This window comes from Actinophytocola sp., assembly GCF_036555685.1.
Taxonomy (GTDB): domain Bacteria; phylum Actinomycetota; class Actinomycetes; order Mycobacteriales; family Pseudonocardiaceae; genus Actinophytocola.
This window is the reverse complement of the sequence record NZ_DATBKY010000316.1, coordinates 63,744-78,560: the sequence shown is the minus strand read 5'-3', so window position 1 is coordinate 78,560 and position 14,817 is coordinate 63,744. Positions and strand designations below refer to the sequence as shown.

The window sequence follows — 14,817 nt, the reverse complement described above, 5'->3', positions numbered from 1 at the left end:
CTCGTCCTCATTGCTCACCCCACCACCGTGCGACCTCCAGATAAGTAGAGGTCAAGCACAGCCCCACAGGTCTCAGCTCCACGCACCGTTTCCGTCGGTCCCGCGGAGTAGCGTTGAAATCGGGGGTTCCCCCCGGGGGCGATTGAATGGGCCGTTCAATCGGCCGAGTTGTCCACAGCGCCGCCGCAAGTGACCGGAATTGTCGGCCCCGGTCCGTAGGCTGGTGATCGGGGGCCGGAGGCCGACCGGTCAAGCACCGAACGAGAAGCGCCGCACCAGCGGCAGCCATTCCCGATACACGTCGAGACGGTCCGGCATCCCGTCGATCCGGCACAGCTGCTCGCACAGCGACTCCACGTCTTCGTCCTCGCGGTAGCGGTCCAGCAGGCCGCGCCACGACGTGAGGCCCGAGCCCGCCGCGCCGAGGCGCGCGAACAGGCCGTCCGCCGCCTTCGCCTCGCCCGCGTGCACGGCCAGCAGCACCAGCACCGCGGCGGCCCCGTCCCCGCCGACGAACGAGTCCAGCTCCGAACCCGACAGCCGCGCCCGCAGCAACCGGTACAGGTTGACCAGCCGCTTCGTCGCGCGCGGCGAGGACACGAGCGGCGCGAGCGTGCTCAGGAAGTCCAGCTCCGCCGCCGAGATGTCCAGCTGCCGCGGCCGCAGGTCCCGCGCCACGGGATCGCCGGCGGACTCGACCGCGGGCACCGGCGACGGCCGCGGCACCTCGACCGGCGACGACGCCACCGGCGCGGCCGAGCCGCTCGATGCCAGCGTGCGCACCAGGTCCGCGAACCCGTCGTGGTCCATTGCGGACAGCTGGAACGGGATCTGGAAGATCTTCTCCAGGTAGTTCGCCGGCGAGACCTCCATCTCCGCGTAGTGCTGACCGATCGACTGCCGCAGCCACCGCGCGTCCACCGCCACCACGACCACGAACACCGGCAGCGCCACCAGCAGGTGGATCGCCTCCAGCACCTTCACCACGACGTCCGGCGGGCACCGGTCCAGGTCGTCGACGTACAGCACTATCCGCTCGAGCCCGCCGCCCGCGTCCCGCTCCTTGGCGAGGATCGCCGCGAACGTCTCCAGGTCGCGCCGCAGCAGCGAGACGACGCCGAGGTGCTGCGTGTAGTCGTCGCTCGCCTGGCGCGACTGGGCGAACGCCGTCGCGTCGTGGCCCGCCGCCATCTCCGAGACCGCCCGCTCCAGCCGCTCGGTCTCCGCGTCCAGGTCCGCGAGCCGCTTGCCCGTCGCCGCCTTCTTCGTGTCCGCCGCCGCCTTGATCCGCGTGGCCGCCTGGTGCACCTCCCGCGCGAACGGCGTCACCGCGGCTATGACGGTCGACACCAGCGCCGTGATGGCCGGCCACAGTGGACTGCGCAGCAGCAGCACGATGCCGGTGGTCAGCGCGATTCCGGAGCCGGTCAGGATCCACGCGAGCTTGCTGTGCCGGAACAACGACAGCACCTGCCGGACCTTGGCCTTGAACCCGAGCTTCCCCGTCGCGAACTCGCGGACCTGGTCGATCGACGCCTCCGGCACGTCCAGCGCCTTGGCCACCCAGTGGAAGTCGTCGTGCGTCAGGTCGAGCGCGAACGGCTCCCGTTCGTGCTGCGCGGCGACCATCATCCGCTCCAGCCGGGCCGCGGAGAGCTGCGTGAGCAGCGACTTCTCCTCGGCGCGCAGCTTGGCCAGCTCGTCGGCCCGGCGCTGCAGGTCGTCCTCGGAGCCGCCGGAGGCGAGGTTGTCGAAGATGTGCGCGGCCAGCGACGCCCAGAGGTTCGCCTCCGCGTAGTGCCAGGCGTTGAACGTGATCTGCCGGACCGACGAGCAGTACGACGAGACCTCGCGGCCGTGCTTCTTCTTGGCCTGCTCCTCGGCGGCGGCCGCGTCGGCGAGGAGGCGGATCCGTTCGCGCATCTGCCGCATGAAGAAGCTCTTGCCCGACCCCCAGTTCCCGAACAACCCGATCGACAACGGCGGCTTGATCAGCCGGGACGCCACGAGGTCGGCCATCATCTCCACGTCGGGCGTGATCCCCAGCCGATCGACACCGATGTCGGTGTCCGCGATGTATCCCGCCAGATGCCGCTCCACGACCGCGGTCGGTGCCGGCTCCACCTCGCGCGCGCCGATCCGGATCACGCGGTGGCTCGTCTCGGCCAGCTCGTCGCGCAGCTCGGACAGGTCCGGATCGAGCTGATCGACGATGCTGACGACCGGCCGGCCCTCGGCCATCCAGCGTTCCACGTTGTTGTTGCGCAGCCAGCGGATCGATGCCTCTGCCGGGTAGATCGCCATGGATTGCGGCGCGATCCGCGTGACCGCGTCGCTGACCTCCACGGACGTGGTCGTCGCCCCGTCATAGATGGCGAGCACCAGCGGTGCTTTTTCGAGTGCCCCAGCGAGTTGCGCGTCAATTGTCAACTCCACACCAATACTTTCCCGCAAACATGCAACCCTCGTGGCCGGTTCCGCGTAGAAGGGACCGGAGGTGGTCAGGGGTGCGGGGACGGGACCAGGAGTTCGCCGACTTCTTCTCGGCGCGCTTCGACGGGGCGCGGCGCATCGCGTACGCGATGTGCGGCAGCTGGACGGACGCCGAAGAGATAGCGCAGAACGCGTTCGTCCGCGTCTACGCGCGGTGGGCGAAGATCCGCATCGACACGGTCGACGCGTACCTGCGCACCGTCCTCACCAGGGTCTTCCTCGACAGCCGCCGCCGCGGCCGGGCCCGCGAGCACGCCGTGGCCGAGTTACCCGAACAACCCGTCCCACCCGACCACAGCTCCCACGAGCGCATCGCCATGCACGCCGCACTCATGGCCGTACCCCCGGGTCAGCGGGCCGTGCTCGTGCTGCGCTTCGTCGCCGACCTGTCGGTGGAGCAGGTGGCCGAGACCCTCGGCTGCTCCACCGGCACCGTCAAGAGCCAGACCGCCCGCGGCCTCGCCACCTTGCGTGCGGCCTACCAGGGCGACTCCCACCTTGCGAGGAACGCATGACCACCGACGACCAGCTGCGCACCGCACTCCGCACGGTCGCCGACGAGCCGGCGCCCCCCGTGGCCACCACGCTCGACCACGTCGTCCGCCGGGGACGCCGGCGCGTACTCGTCCAGCGCGGCGCGACGGTCGCCGCCGTGGTCGGGGTCGTCGCCACGATCGGCGTCGGCGGGGTGCTGCTCCGCGGCGCGTCCGAGGGCCAGAAGCTCCCGCCCGCCGGTCGGCTGTCGCCCCCGAGCGCGGTCTCCGTGCCGACGACGCCGCCGACCGAGGCGCCGACCTCCGCGCCCACCCAGACGAGCAAGCCGGTCGTCCCGCCCGGCACGGAACCGGTCGTCCCGGGCGAGGGATACCGCGTCACGCTGCTCCCCGGCTGGGCGCCGATCACGACCAAGTCCGACGGCAACGGCTGCGGCGCCTGGCCGGCCCTCGGCTACGCGCCCGGGCTCGCCGCACCACCGCAGGACGTCGTCGAACCGCGGTTCATCGACGAGGTCGCGGCACACGCGAAGAGCACCCCGAAGTGGGTCGAGGGCGAGTGGTACGGGACCGACCTCGACACCGGCGCGCCGCGCACGTTCCGCTCGTACGAGATCGACATGGGCGACGGTCCCGCCAGCATGGTGCTCGAGGCGGGCCACTTCGAGGGCTCACCCCGCAAGGCCGCGGACGCCGACGTCAAGGCGTTCGGCAACTGCTCGACGATCCAGCGCAAGACGTTGGCCGACGGCACGATCCTCCAGCTCTACCCGGCCAGCTTCGCGAGCCCGGAGACCCCGGAGCAGGACGTCGTCGTCTACGCGCCGAACGGCCGCAACTACATCGTCATCACGCAGGGCTGGGGCGAGTCGGACGTGGTGAACGGGTCCGTCCCCCACGGCCGCGGCAGGCTCCCGCTCGACGACACTTCGCTCGCCTCAGTCGCGGAGATGCTCGCCGGGCTGGGGACGTAGCTCTCCTCCCAGGAGATCTCGACCGGCACGATCGAGCTCCACCGGTCGGCCGCGGCCTGCGCCGAGTCGTGCACGCCGAACAGCGTCCGGCCGGTGTCCGGGTCCTTGCGGTAGATGATCGCCTCGAGGTCGTCGCCGGTCTCGATCTCCAGTCCCCACGCGAAGACCTTGCTGTCGTCGTCGATGGTGACCAGCGTGAAGAGTCGTCCGTACACGTGTTTTCCTTTCTCCAGCGGGCTTTCAGCATCCGCGTTGCTTGATCGAGACCAGGACACGAAAGGGTGGAAATCCCAGCAACGGGATACCGGACTGCGATCACGGACGCACTGGGAGTCACCGGGAGCTGGAGTTGAACACGCACAACAAGGCGCCTTTCCTCAGGCGCCGCCTCGGCCGTCGGCTGCGGAACATGCGGGAGTCCGCGGGCCTGAGCCTGGACGACGCCGCCGCGCGCCTGGACAAGAAGCGCAGTGCCCTGCACCGCATCGAGACCGGCGTGACGAAGGCGGACGTGCACTTCGTCCGGTCCGCCATGGACCTCTACGACGAGTACGACCCGGACCTCTTGGACCAGATCCGCGAGGCCGCCAAGCCCCTGTGGTTCCGCGCCTACGGCATCACGGACATGGGCTATGTGGATGTCGAAACCTTCGCAGTGAGCGTCAAGGAGTTCCCGGGACTGAACCTGCCGGGCCTCTTCCAGGCCGAGGACTACATCCGCGCAATGCTGAGGCAGGGCCGCCATCGGCGGACCGATGCGCAGATCGCCAACGACGTGCGGGTGCGGCTCATCCGCCAGCAGCGTTTGATGGATTCGGAGAATCCGCTCGACATCGCCGCCATTCTCGATGAGGCCGCGCTGCGCCGAGAGGTCGGCGGAGCGGAGGTGATGCGCGCGCAGCTTCGCCACCTCGTCCAAATTGCCGAACTGCCGACAGTTGGTCTTCAAGTCCTTCCGCTCAGCGTGGGCGCCCACAGCTCGATGGATGGCGCCTTCACCCTGTTGTCGTTCCCTGAGCCGCGGGATCCGGAGATGCTCTCCGTGGAATATCCAACGGGTGCCCTGCATATCGAGGATGAGAAAGCGGTCACGGAAGCTAAACTGAAGTTCGAAAACCTCCGCTCGGAGGCGTTGAGTCCGGCCGACTCGCTCGTGCTGATCGAGCGGATCGTCGGCGATCGATAGGGCGGTCAAAGTGTCCACAGTGGACCTCTCAAACCTCGCGTGGCGCAAGAGCAGCCGCAGCGGTTCGAACGGCAGCAACGGCGCCTGCGTCGAGGTCGCCTTCGCCGGGCCGGCCGTCGCCGTGCGTGACTCCAAGCAGCCCGCGGCCGGCACGCTCGCCTTCCCGGCCGCTGGCTGGGCCCAGCTCACGGGGGCGCTACGGGACGGCGTGGCAGCATCGTCGGTGTGATGCCACAGCAGGTCCCCTCGGTGACCGTGCCCGACATTCCGGCCGAGCTGCCGGCGCAGACCGTCCTGCTGGACGTGCGCGAGCAGGACGAGTGGGACGCCGGCCACGCGCCGCAGGCCCAGCACATTCCGATGAGCGAGCTCGCCGGCCGGCTCGAGGAGCTGCCCGCCGACCAGGAGGTCCTGGTCATCTGCCGTAGCGGCGGCCGGTCCGCGCGGGTCACCGCGTACCTCAACGCCAACGGCTGGGACGCCCGCAACATCGACGGCGGCATGCAGTCGTGGGAGGCGGCCGGCCGCGCCCTCACGTCCGACCAGGGCGAGCCGACCGTCATATGACCAGGTGGGTGGCCTCGAGCCCGCACAGACCGAAGCGCCGGCCGCGTCGCCGGCTGCCGTACCTCGGGCCGCCCGCGTACTCCGAACCGCCGCGCTGGGGCTTCCCCGCGCTGGCGTGGCGCTGGCCGACGGCGGTCCCGGGCCAGTACTCGGGCACGGGCGCGCCGGTGACCGTCGAGCGGGTGCGCTCGGTGGGCGGTCACGCCGCCGCGATGATGTGGGCGGTGGCGGCCCTGTCGCTGATGGCGGCGGCCGGCGAGATCTGGCGCTACGTCCTGCTGCTGCAAAGCCGCGGGGGCGCACTGTCCGACCAGGTGGTGGCGACGTCCGACGCGGTGGTGACGATCGGCGCGGTCCTCGCGCTGGCGTTCGCGATCATCGGCGGCGCGGTGACGATCTGGTGGCTGAACCTCGCTCGCCACGCGGCCGCCGAGGCCGCGGAACAGATCCCGCAGCGCAAGGACTGGCAGGTGGTCACGTACCTGCTGGTCCCAGGCGTGAACCTGGCCATGGCCGGCGTGATCCTGGCGGAGCTCGAACACCAGGTCCTGCACCGCCCGGCTGACCAGCGTCCGTCCCCGACCCGCGCCACCCTCATCTGGTGGACCGCGTGGGTGGTGAGCGGCCTGCTCTTCGCGGTGACGATCATCTGGCGCTTCCGCAACGGCGTGCAGGCGGAGGCCGACGGTGTGATCCTGTCCGGCGTGACGGACCTGGCCGCGGCTGCGCTGGCGGTCCTGACGGCGCTGACCGTCCGCCGAATCTCGACGCTGCTGGCCCCGGTCGACCCGAAGCGCCTGCGCAAGCTCCGCGTGATGAGCGTGAAGAACGCCCCCGACCCCGAGCTACGCAAGACCCGCCTGGCTCACTCTCGTCGCTAGCTGTCCACAACCCCCGAATCCATCCACAGCAACCCGGCGACCAGCCAAAACCGTCAGCCCTCGCAACTAGACTGGAAATCGGGGGGCCCCGGCGCGATTGAATGGACCGTTCAATCGGCCGAGTTGTCCACAGCCCCCAAGCAACGCCCCGGAATCGGCACTCCTGCCCGGTAGCGTGGATACCGGGGGGCCCCCGGCGCGCCCCGTCGATCAAGCAGTCACCGGCAGCGTCCGCAGCCCGCGGATCACGAACTCCCCGCGCCGCTCCGGCTCACCTGCCAACCGCAACCCGGGCAGCCGCGTGACCAGCGCCGACAAGGCCGCCGCGATCTCCACCCGCGCCAGCGGCGCCCCGACGCAGTAGTGGATTCCCGCCCCGAACCCGATGTGCGGGTTCGGCGACCGCCCCACGTCGAGCCGATCCGGATCATCGAATACGAGAGGGTCCCGAGCGGCCGCGCCGAGCAGCGCGGCGATCTTGTCCCCGGGCGCCAGGTCGAAGCCGGCGATGGACGTCGCCGACACCGCCGTCCGCTCGAAGAGCTGCAGCGGCGCGTCGTACCTGATCAGCTCCTCCACGGCGATCGGCACGAGCTCGGGCGAGGCGACGAGCCGCGCCCACTCCGCGGGATTGCGCAGCAACGCGAGCACCCCGTTGCCGATCACGTTCACGGTCGCCTCGTGACCGGCCATCAGCAGCAACACGGCGGTCCCGACCAGCTCGTCGTCCGACAGCCGGTCCGAGCCGTCGCGCACCGCGACGAGGTCGCTGATCAGGTCGGAACCCGGCGACGCGGCCCGGGCGGCGGCAAGCGACCGCAGGTAGTCGACGAACTCCGCGGCCGCGGCCTCGGCACGCGCGGCCAGCGGCGGCGCGAGGTCGTACTCGTACATCTTCACGATCGCGTTCGACCACGGCTGCAACCGCGAGCGGTCTGCCTCGGGCACGCCGAGCAACTCCGCGATCACCTCGACCGGCAGCGGCGCGGCCACGTGCGTGAGCAGGTCCGCGGAACCGTCCGACGCGATCGCCGAGGCCAGCGACGAGGCCAGCGACCCGGCAAGGGCGGAGACCCACGGCGAGAGCCGGGCGGTGTGGCCGCGGGCGAACGCCGTCGAGATCAGCCGCCGCAGCCGCGTGTGCCGCGGCGGCTCGTTCTCCAGCAGCGAGTTCCGGTGCAGCAGGTTGAACGCGGCGAGCTCCCCGACCGGCTCCTTGTCCTTCCACAAGCGCCCGGCCGACCGGTCGCGCAGCACCGCCGAGCACGCGCCGTGCGACACCGCGACCGCGAGCCCGAGTTCGGGATGCCAGTGCACCTCGCCCCGCGACCGCAGCGCGGCGAAGGCCGGGTACGGGTCGGCGAGGAAAGCCGGATCCTTCGTGTGAAACACGAGGCGACGGTAGCCCCTGTGTGCGATGATCCGCGCCGTGCAGCCCGCAGTCGTGGCGCATCGGGGAGCCTCCGCACACCGGGCGGAACACACGGTCGCCGCCTACGCCCTCGCCATCGAGCAGGGCGCCGACGGCCTCGAATGCGACGTGCGCCTGACCCGCGACGGGCACCTCGTCTGCGTCCACGACCGCACGGTCAACCGCACCTCGTCCGGCCGCGGCGTCGTCAGCACGCTCACGCTCGACCGAATGTCCGAACTGGACTACACGAGCTGGCATCCGGAGTGGCCGGACAGCGCCGACGACCTCGTACTCGAACGCGAACCGGAGCGCGGGCAGAAGGGCGTGCTGACGCTGGAGTCCCTGCTGGACCTGGTCGTCGAATCGCCGAAGACGAAGCTGTTCGTGGAGACCAAGCACCCGGTCCGGTACGGCGGCCTCGTCGAGATGAAGTTGATCGCCCTGCTCAGCCGCTACGGCCTGGCGAACCCGGTGTCCAAAGAGGAGTCTCAGATCGTGATGATGTCCTTCTCGTCGATGGCCGTCCGGAGGTTCCGCCAGCACTCGGCGACGCTGCCGACGGTCCTGCTGCACAGCAGCCTGTCCGCCCTGCGCTGGGACGGCACGCTGCCCCGCTCGGCGGACATGACCGGCCCGGGCATCCGCATCCTGCGCGCGGACCCCGACTACGTCGCCCGCGCGGCCGCCTTCGGCCACGACACGTACGTCTGGACCGTCGACGCCCGCGAGGACATCGAGCTGTGCCACCGCCTGGGCGTCCGCTACCTGGCCACGAACTCCCCGGCCGCCACCCGTGCCCAGCTGAGCTCGTGATCACCGGCGCGCTCCGCCGCAACGTCCTCGGCGCGTGGGGCGAGGCCGGCGCCCGCTGGCTCGACGACCTCCCGCGCGTCCTCGCCGAGGTCGCGCGCGACTGGCACCTGACGATCGGCGCGCCCTTCGACCTGTCCTACCACTACGTGGTCGCCGCCCGGCAGGACGACGGCACGCACGCCGTGCTCAAGCTGGGCGTGCCGACGGGCGACTCGCTGCGCGACGAGGTGCCCGCGCTGCGGGCGTTCGCCGGCCACGGTGCCGTCGGAATACTGCGCGCGGACCTCGACCGCGGCGCGCTGCTGCTCGAACGTGCCGAGCCGGGCGATCGCCTGCGTGACCTCGTCCCGGCGCGTGACACCGGGGCGACGTCGATCGCGGTCGCGGTCATGCGCCGGCTCGCCACCGCGACGCCGGATCCCGCACTGCCGGACCTGCTCGACCAGGTCCACGCGTTCGACGAGTACCTGACCGAGCACGGTGACGGCGGGCCGCTGCCCGGCGACCTCGTGGCTCGCGCGGCCGGCCTGATGCGCGAGCTGTGCGCCTCGGCCCCGGGCCGCGTCGTGCTGCACGGCGACCTGCACCACGACAACATCCTGAGCGCCACCCGCGAGCCGTGGCTGGCGATCGACCCGCACGGCCTCGTCGGCGACCCCGGCTACGAGACCGGTTCCCTGCTGTTCAACCCCGACCCGCACGACCGCGATCCCGCGCTCACCGCGCTGGTCCCCGCCCGCGTCGAGCAGCTCGCCGACGAGCTGGCCATGCCCGCCGAGCGGGTCGTGGCGTGGGGATTCGTCAAGGCGGTGCTCTCCGACGTGTGGACCGCGCAGGACTGGTCGCCGGGCGACCCGTCGCCGGCGAGCCGGGCGCTGGACGTGGCCCGCCTGCTGCTGCCCCGGCTCCCCGCATAGCTCACGTGCGCGTTCGGTAGCGTCCTCGCCATGGCCAAGCGATCCGCCGTGAAGCGCAAGACCGAGAGCGAAGGCATCAACCCGCGCCAGCCCTGCCCCTGCGGCTCCGGCAAGCGCTACAAGGCCTGCCACGGCAGCTCCGGCGGTCCCGTCGAGGTCCCCGTCGCGCGGCCGCTCGAGGGCCTCACCGGCGAGTGCGAGCTGATCGCGCTCCGCGAGTTCGTCCCGTCGGCCACCGCGCCGCTGCAGCTCGCCAAGCCGGCCGAGCGCGAGGTCACGCTGGCCACCGTGCTGCCGATGGCCGCCGCGGCGCTCGTCCGCGCCGACGGCACGGCCCTGCTCGGCCTCCAGGTGCAGACCCGCTCCAGCGACGTCAGCCGCGACATGGCCCGCGCGCTGCGCTGGGCGCTCGAGGCCGACGCGGGCGCCGTGCTGCCGGTGGTCGGGCCCGAGACCGACGAGTCGCCGGACCGCGAGCGCTTCCAGGACCTGGTCGACGTCGACCAGGTCATCGAGCCGACCGTGCACAGCGACTTCTCCTGGTGGATGCCCGAGGGCGAGGAGCCGACCGGCGAGGTCGCGCTGTCCCTCGAGCGCGCGAACGCGGCGATCATGCCGACCGAGCGCATCGGTGCGGCCGCGTACTGGGTCGAGGCCGGCGACCGCTGCCACCTGCGCTGGGTCCGCCCCGAGCCGGAGGAAGACCTGCTCCTCGCGATGGCCCGGCTGGCCGCCCGCGGCGAGCTCGGCCTCGGCGAGGGCTCCCGCTACGCCGGCTGCTTCCGCGCCCACGGCATGCTCGTCCCCGTCTGGGACCTCGACCGCGAGCAGCACGCCCGCGAGTGGACCAAGCCGGCCGAGGAGCTCGGGGACCGGCTGACCGAGGCGCTCGGCTCCCTGGCCGGCAAGCCGCTGACCGGCGACGAGCGCCGCGCCCGCGACGGCCTCGTCGGCCGGCAGGTAACGATCCGCTGACCCGACGTGATCCTGCACATCACCACCCGCGACGCCTGGCGCCCCGGCGAACCCGTGCGGGCGGACTCGCTCGACACCGAGGGCTTCATCCACTGCTCGGACCCCGGCACCGTGCACCTGCCGGCCAACCGCCTGTTCGCCGGCCGCACGGACCTGGTCCTGCTGGAGGTCGACCCGGCCCGCCTCGACGTGCCGCTGCGCTGGGAGCCGGGCGCCCCGCCGGACCCGAACGGTGCCTGGTTCCCGCACGTCTACGGCCCGATCCCGGCGGCGGCCGTCGTCGCGGTCCACGACTTCCCGCCGTCGGCCGACGGCCGGTTCGCACTGCCGGCACAACTCGCGGCCCGCTGAAGGCAACCTGGACCAGCTCGTCGGCATCGCGCTGCAGCACTCGGCCGCGCCGTGCGGCGGCTGACCGGCCCCCGGCCCGTCCGGCCGGGGGCGGTCGCGCCGGCTAGATCCCGCCGCCGGCCGCGCGCGGCGCGAGCGGGTCGCCGCCGGTCTCGCCGACCGTCTCGCGGGCGAGGTAGTTCTCGACGTCGAAGAGGTTGCCGCCGGCTCGTCGAACCACGTTCAGCAACGTGGTCATCTGCGCCACCTCCTCGACCTGTTCCTTGAGGAACCACTGCATGAACTGCTCGCCCTTGTAGTCGTCCTCGTCGCGGGCGACCTTGGCCAGGTTGATGATCTCCTCGGTGACGTTCTTCTCCTGCTGCAGCGCAAGGGAAACGAGGTCCGCGGCCTCGGAGAAATCGTTCTTCACATTGTCGATTCCGGGAATCGTCACCGCGATGTCATTGTCGAGCAGGTATTGCACGATCATCATCGCGTGGTTCCGCTCTTCGAGCGACTGCCGGTAGAAGTGCTTCGCGAGCTGCGGCAGATCCTGGCCGTCGAACCAGACAGCCAGGGCAACGTACTGCTGCGACGCGGTGAACTCGCGCCGCACCTGCTCCTGCAGCATCGAGTGGAACTTCGAATGGTTGCCTGTCTTCGCCATTCGTCGATAATACGGAGCGGCACCGTCTCGCGCATTTTAGGCAAGCCTATCGAACCGCAATTCAGGCAAGCCTTTCCTCGAAACCGCGTTGCGTGCCCGGTGCCCGTCCGTCGACGATGGGCCGATGACCGGCACCTTTCCCGATGACGTCCCCACGCTCACGGACGGCGTGCTCACGCTGCGCGCACACCGCGAGTCCGATGTGGACGCGATGGTCGAGCAGAGCGTGGACCCCGAGTCGGTGGAGTGGACCCGCGTGCCGGTGCCGTACTCGCGGGAGGACGCCGTCGGCTACCTCGGGGTGATCGCGGACGGCTGGCGCTCGGCGCGCGAGTTCGGGTTCGCACTGGAGACCCCGGAGATCCCGTTCGCCGGCTCGGTCAGCCTGCGGGCATACGAGGAGGCCGGCGTCGCGGAGCTCGCCTTCGGCATGCACCCGGCCGCGCGCGGCCGCGGGTTGTGCAGCCGGGCGGTCAAGCTGCTGCTGGACTGGGGCTTCTCCCGGTTCGAGGTCGTCGTGTGGTTCGCGCACGTGGGCAACTGGGCGTCGCGGCGGGTGGCGTGGGCGAACGGCTTCTCGTTCGACGGCACGATCGCGAAGTTCGCCGAGCGGCGCGGTGAGCGGTTCGACGCGTGGTTCGGCTCGCTGCGGGCCGGCGACGACCGCTCGCCGAAGCACCGGTGGAACGTGGCGCCCGTGCTGGAGTCGTCGCGGCTGCGCCTGCGTCCGGTCCGCGTGTCCGACGCGAACCGGTTCGCCGAGGTGATGCGTGATCCGCGTGGCCGCCACTTCGGCGGGCGGGTGCGCTCGCTCCTGGCGATCACGGACGGCGCGAAGATGGTCGAGCGCATCCTGCTGGCGCAGGCGTCCGGCGAGCGGTTCGCCTGGTGCATCACCGAGGTGGGGTCGGACGTGCTGGCGGGCCACATCCAGCTGTTCGACCTCGACGGCCTGGACGACTCGGAGGCGAAGTTCGGTTACTCGGTCCATCCGGAGTCGCGGGGCCGGGGCGTGCTGCGGGAGGCGCTGCGCATCGTGACGGAGTGGGCGTTCCGCCCGGTCGCCGACGGTGGCCTCGGCAAACGCCGCCTGAGCCTGACCACGGCGGTGAGCAACAAGGCATCCCGCTACGGGGCCGAGCAGGCGGGCTTCGAGCACGTCGGCACCGAGCCCATGGCCTTCCCGTCGGGCGAGGAGGGCTTCGAGGACATGGCGATCTACGCCCGGCTCAACCCGAACTGGACGACGGAGTGGACGAAGCCGTCCGGCTGAAAGGCCGGCATCGGCGGCTCGGGGCAGCCGGGTAGCTCGGTGGCGCCGGTGAGCTCCTTGATCGCGTCCACGGTGTAGCGCTGATGCATCCGGTTCTCCGGCTCGGACGGCACGACGGCGACCGGCATGCCGAGCCCGCGCAGCTCGTCGTCGCCGACCCCGCGCAGCGTCCCGCCCCCGAGCAGCGCCTCGACGGTGTCGTCGTCGGCGCCCAGCTCGCGAAGCGCGTCGCGGGTGAACCCGTCGACCTCGGGATCGTGCGCGGTGGCCGGCCAGGCAAGCACGAGCCGCTCGACGAGCTGCGGCCGCGCGACCGCGAACCGCGCGGCTGCCGAACACCCGTTGGATCCGGCCACCACCGTGACCGGCTCCGTGACCAGGTTCGCGAGGAAGTCACCCTCGGCCGCCCAGCTGCGTGCCCGCCGGGGTCGCTCGGGCGCGAGCACCTCGCCGTGCGCCCGCAACCCGTCGAGCACGCCCGTCCGGCCCCAGAAGGACTCGGCGTCGATCTCGTCCTGCCAGAAGCCGCCGGCGACCAGCAGGAGTGTCACAGCGGCTCGCGGACGATCGGGCAGGACATGCAGCGGGGCCCGCCGCGGCCCGAGCCCAGCTCGGAGCCCCCGATGCGCAGCACCTCGATGCCGGCGTCCTCCAGCCGCGCGTTGGTCTCCACGTTCCGCTCGTACGCGACCACCACGCCGGGGGCCACCGCGAGCGTGTTGTTGCCGTCGTCCCACTGCTCGCGTTCCGCGGTCACCGGGTCCAGGCCCGTGTCGATCACCCGCAGCCGGTCGATGTCCATCGCGTCCGCGGCCGCCTCCAGGAACGGCACCGGGCCGGTCACCCGCACACCGTCGCGCTCGCCGGGGCGCAGCGGGTAGGCCACGAGCGTGTCGCGCACCGCCGGGTACATCACGACGGCGTCCCGGGCGACCATCGTGCAGACCGTGTCCAGGTGCATGGTCGCCCGGTCCTGCGCGATCGGCACCGCGAGCACGGTGTGCGCGAGGCCGTCGGCGAACGCCGAGCGCGCGAGCGACTCCGCGCCCGCGGGGGTGGTCCGCTCGCCGACCCCGATCGCCAGCACGCCCGGCGCGAGCAGCAGCACGTCGCCGCCCTCGACCGGGGCCGAGTGGGCGCCGTACGCGCGGCCGGCGGCGCGGAAGCGCGGGTGGTAGGCGTAGATCAGGTCGAGCAGCGCGGTCTCCCGGTTGCGTGCCGGCATCGCGAGCGAGGCGATCGCCACCCGGTTGCCGATCCACACCGACGAGTCGCGCGTGAACAGCAGGTTCGGCAGCGGGTCGACGACGAAGTCGTTCGGGTGGTGCATCTTGCGTACCAGCGACGCGCCCTCGGCGGCCGGCAGCTCCTCGAACGTCATGCCCGCCATCAGCACGTCCGCGAGCTCCTCGTTGTCCATCGTGGACAGATGCGAGCCGAGGGCGTCGGCGAGCTCGTGCCCGACCCGCCGCCGGTCGACGGCCGTGTCCGCGGCGGCGGCGTGCGCTCGCTCGTCGGACAGGGCGGTGACCAGGGCGTCGGCGAGCAGCAGCACCTCGACGTTGCGCGTCCCGAGCGTCTCGGCGAACGCGTCGTGCTCCTCCTGGGCCCGGTCGACCCACGGGATGCTGTCGAACAGGAGCTGGTCGTTGTTGCGCGGGGTCAGCCGCTTGAGCTCGGCGCCGGGGCGGTGCAGCAGGACCGCGCGCAGCGGCCCGACCTCGCTGTCCACCCGCGGCATGGGCTGGTCGTGCAGGGCCAGGTCAGATGCTGGTTGAGCGGTCACCGGGCGAGCGTAATAACTCCAAGCGCGGGTTGTCGCGGAGACGT

The 14,817-nt window shown here is 71.6% G+C and carries 16 protein-coding genes; 11 read left to right on the top strand and 5 right to left on the bottom strand.

The genetic code is table 11. From position 1 onward, the window contains the following. Positions 1–249 precede the first annotated feature (249 nt). Entirely contained in the window at positions 250–2,382 is a 2,133-nt protein-coding gene (locus VH969_RS34220; protein WP_331982393.1) for a P-loop NTPase fold protein, read from the bottom strand. A gap of 125 nt (positions 2,383–2,507) precedes the next feature. Here VH969_RS34220 and VH969_RS34215 point away from each other — a divergent pair, with 125 nt between their 5' ends. The 6 genes from VH969_RS34215 to VH969_RS34190 all read left to right on the top strand — a co-directional run bounded on the left by VH969_RS34215 (position 2,508) and on the right by VH969_RS34190 (position 6,595). Next, the gene (locus VH969_RS34215; RefSeq protein ID WP_331982390.1) at positions 2,508–3,008 is read left to right on the top strand and encodes a SigE family RNA polymerase sigma factor; all 501 of its coding nucleotides are present in this window, start codon (positions 2,508–2,510) and stop codon (positions 3,006–3,008) included. Beyond that, entirely contained in the window at positions 3,005–3,961 is a 957-nt protein-coding gene (locus VH969_RS34210; RefSeq protein WP_331982387.1) for a hypothetical protein, read from the top strand. The genes VH969_RS34215 and VH969_RS34210 overlap by 4 nt, the downstream gene beginning before the upstream one ends. A gap of 349 nt (positions 3,962–4,310) precedes the next feature. Continuing rightward, on the top strand, positions 4,311–5,147 hold the full coding sequence (locus VH969_RS34205; RefSeq protein WP_331982384.1) for a helix-turn-helix domain-containing protein: 837 nt from the start codon (positions 4,311–4,313) through the stop codon (positions 5,145–5,147). Between the two features lie 19 nt (positions 5,148–5,166). After that, positions 5,167–5,376 carry a DUF397 domain-containing protein gene (locus VH969_RS34200; protein ID WP_414638669.1) on the top strand — a complete coding sequence of 70 codons (210 nt, stop codon included), beginning with the start codon at positions 5,167–5,169 and terminating at the stop codon, positions 5,374–5,376. Further along, positions 5,376–5,714, top strand: coding sequence for a rhodanese-like domain-containing protein (locus VH969_RS34195; RefSeq protein ID WP_331982378.1), 339 nt, complete (start codon positions 5,376–5,378; stop codon positions 5,712–5,714). The genes VH969_RS34200 and VH969_RS34195 overlap by 1 nt, the downstream gene beginning before the upstream one ends. Then, the gene (locus VH969_RS34190; RefSeq protein WP_331982375.1) at positions 5,711–6,595 is read left to right on the top strand and encodes a DUF4328 domain-containing protein; all 885 of its coding nucleotides are present in this window, start codon (positions 5,711–5,713) and stop codon (positions 6,593–6,595) included. The genes VH969_RS34195 and VH969_RS34190 overlap by 4 nt, the downstream gene beginning before the upstream one ends. Positions 6,596–6,805: 210 nt before the next feature. On the opposite strand, the gene VH969_RS34185 is transcribed toward VH969_RS34190, so the two are convergent. Further along, the gene (locus VH969_RS34185) at positions 6,806–7,987 is read right to left on the bottom strand and encodes a cytochrome P450 (protein WP_331982372.1); all 1,182 of its coding nucleotides are present in this window, start codon (positions 7,985–7,987) and stop codon (positions 6,806–6,808) included. 37 nt (positions 7,988–8,024) lie between these two features. Here VH969_RS34185 and VH969_RS34180 point away from each other — a divergent pair, with 37 nt between their 5' ends. Genes VH969_RS34180 through VH969_RS34165 form a run of 4 tightly spaced genes read left to right on the top strand, consistent with a single transcriptional unit; the run spans position 8,025 to position 11,065 of the window. Continuing rightward, positions 8,025–8,822 carry a glycerophosphodiester phosphodiesterase family protein gene (locus tag VH969_RS34180; protein WP_331982369.1) on the top strand — a complete coding sequence of 266 codons (798 nt, stop codon included), beginning with the start codon at positions 8,025–8,027 and terminating at the stop codon, positions 8,820–8,822. Further along, positions 8,819–9,739, top strand: a complete 921-nt coding sequence (locus VH969_RS34175) for an aminoglycoside phosphotransferase family protein (protein WP_331982366.1) — start codon at positions 8,819–8,821, stop codon at positions 9,737–9,739. The genes VH969_RS34180 and VH969_RS34175 overlap by 4 nt, the downstream gene beginning before the upstream one ends. Before the next feature lie 30 nt (positions 9,740–9,769). Further along, the gene (locus VH969_RS34170; RefSeq protein ID WP_331982363.1) at positions 9,770–10,714 is read left to right on the top strand and encodes a DUF5926 family protein; all 945 of its coding nucleotides are present in this window, start codon (positions 9,770–9,772) and stop codon (positions 10,712–10,714) included. 6 nt (positions 10,715–10,720) lie between these two features. Next, positions 10,721–11,065: a DUF952 domain-containing protein gene (locus tag VH969_RS34165; protein ID WP_414638668.1), complete on the top strand. Its 345-nt coding sequence runs from the start codon at positions 10,721–10,723 to the stop codon at positions 11,063–11,065. 103 nt (positions 11,066–11,168) lie between these two features. Here the strand turns inward: VH969_RS34165 and VH969_RS34160 are convergent, their stop codons facing one another. Beyond that, positions 11,169–11,714 carry a ferritin gene (locus VH969_RS34160; protein ID WP_331982360.1) on the bottom strand — a complete coding sequence of 182 codons (546 nt, stop codon included), beginning with the start codon at positions 11,712–11,714 and terminating at the stop codon, positions 11,169–11,171. A gap of 124 nt (positions 11,715–11,838) precedes the next feature. Between VH969_RS34160 and VH969_RS34155 the strand changes: the two genes are divergently transcribed. Next, on the top strand, positions 11,839–12,987 hold the full coding sequence (locus VH969_RS34155; RefSeq protein WP_331982357.1) for a GNAT family N-acetyltransferase: 1,149 nt from the start codon (positions 11,839–11,841) through the stop codon (positions 12,985–12,987). On the opposite strand, the gene VH969_RS34150 is transcribed toward VH969_RS34155, so the two are convergent. Next, positions 12,933–13,538: an alpha/beta fold hydrolase gene (locus VH969_RS34150; protein WP_331982354.1), complete on the bottom strand. Its 606-nt coding sequence runs from the start codon at positions 13,536–13,538 to the stop codon at positions 12,933–12,935. The genes VH969_RS34155 and VH969_RS34150 overlap by 55 nt on opposite strands. Further along, positions 13,535–14,728 (bottom strand): arginine deiminase, encoded by a 1,194-nt coding sequence (locus VH969_RS34145; protein WP_331982402.1) that lies wholly within the window; start codon positions 14,726–14,728, stop codon positions 13,535–13,537. The genes VH969_RS34150 and VH969_RS34145 overlap by 4 nt, the downstream gene beginning before the upstream one ends. Positions 14,729–14,817: the final 89 nt, after the last annotated feature.

Bases quoted from the DNA above. Each gene is read 5' to 3' on its own strand.
- VH969_RS34145 (WP_331982402.1), bottom strand. From the start codon at position 14,728: ATGCCGCGGGTGGACAGCGAGGTCGGGCCGCTGCGCGCGGTCCTGCTG.
- VH969_RS34170 (WP_331982363.1), top strand. From the start codon at position 9,770: ATGGCCAAGCGATCCGCCGTGAAGCGCAAGACCGAGAGCGAAGGCATC.
- VH969_RS34195 (WP_331982378.1), top strand. From the start codon at position 5,376: ATGCCACAGCAGGTCCCCTCGGTGACCGTGCCCGACATTCCGGCCGAG.
- VH969_RS34190 (WP_331982375.1), top strand. From the start codon at position 5,711: ATGACCAGGTGGGTGGCCTCGAGCCCGCACAGACCGAAGCGCCGGCCG.
- VH969_RS34210 (WP_331982387.1), top strand. From the start codon at position 3,005: ATGACCACCGACGACCAGCTGCGCACCGCACTCCGCACGGTCGCCGAC.
- VH969_RS34160 (WP_331982360.1), bottom strand. From the start codon at position 11,714: ATGGCGAAGACAGGCAACCATTCGAAGTTCCACTCGATGCTGCAGGAG.
- VH969_RS34155 (WP_331982357.1), top strand. From the start codon at position 11,839: ATGACCGGCACCTTTCCCGATGACGTCCCCACGCTCACGGACGGCGTG.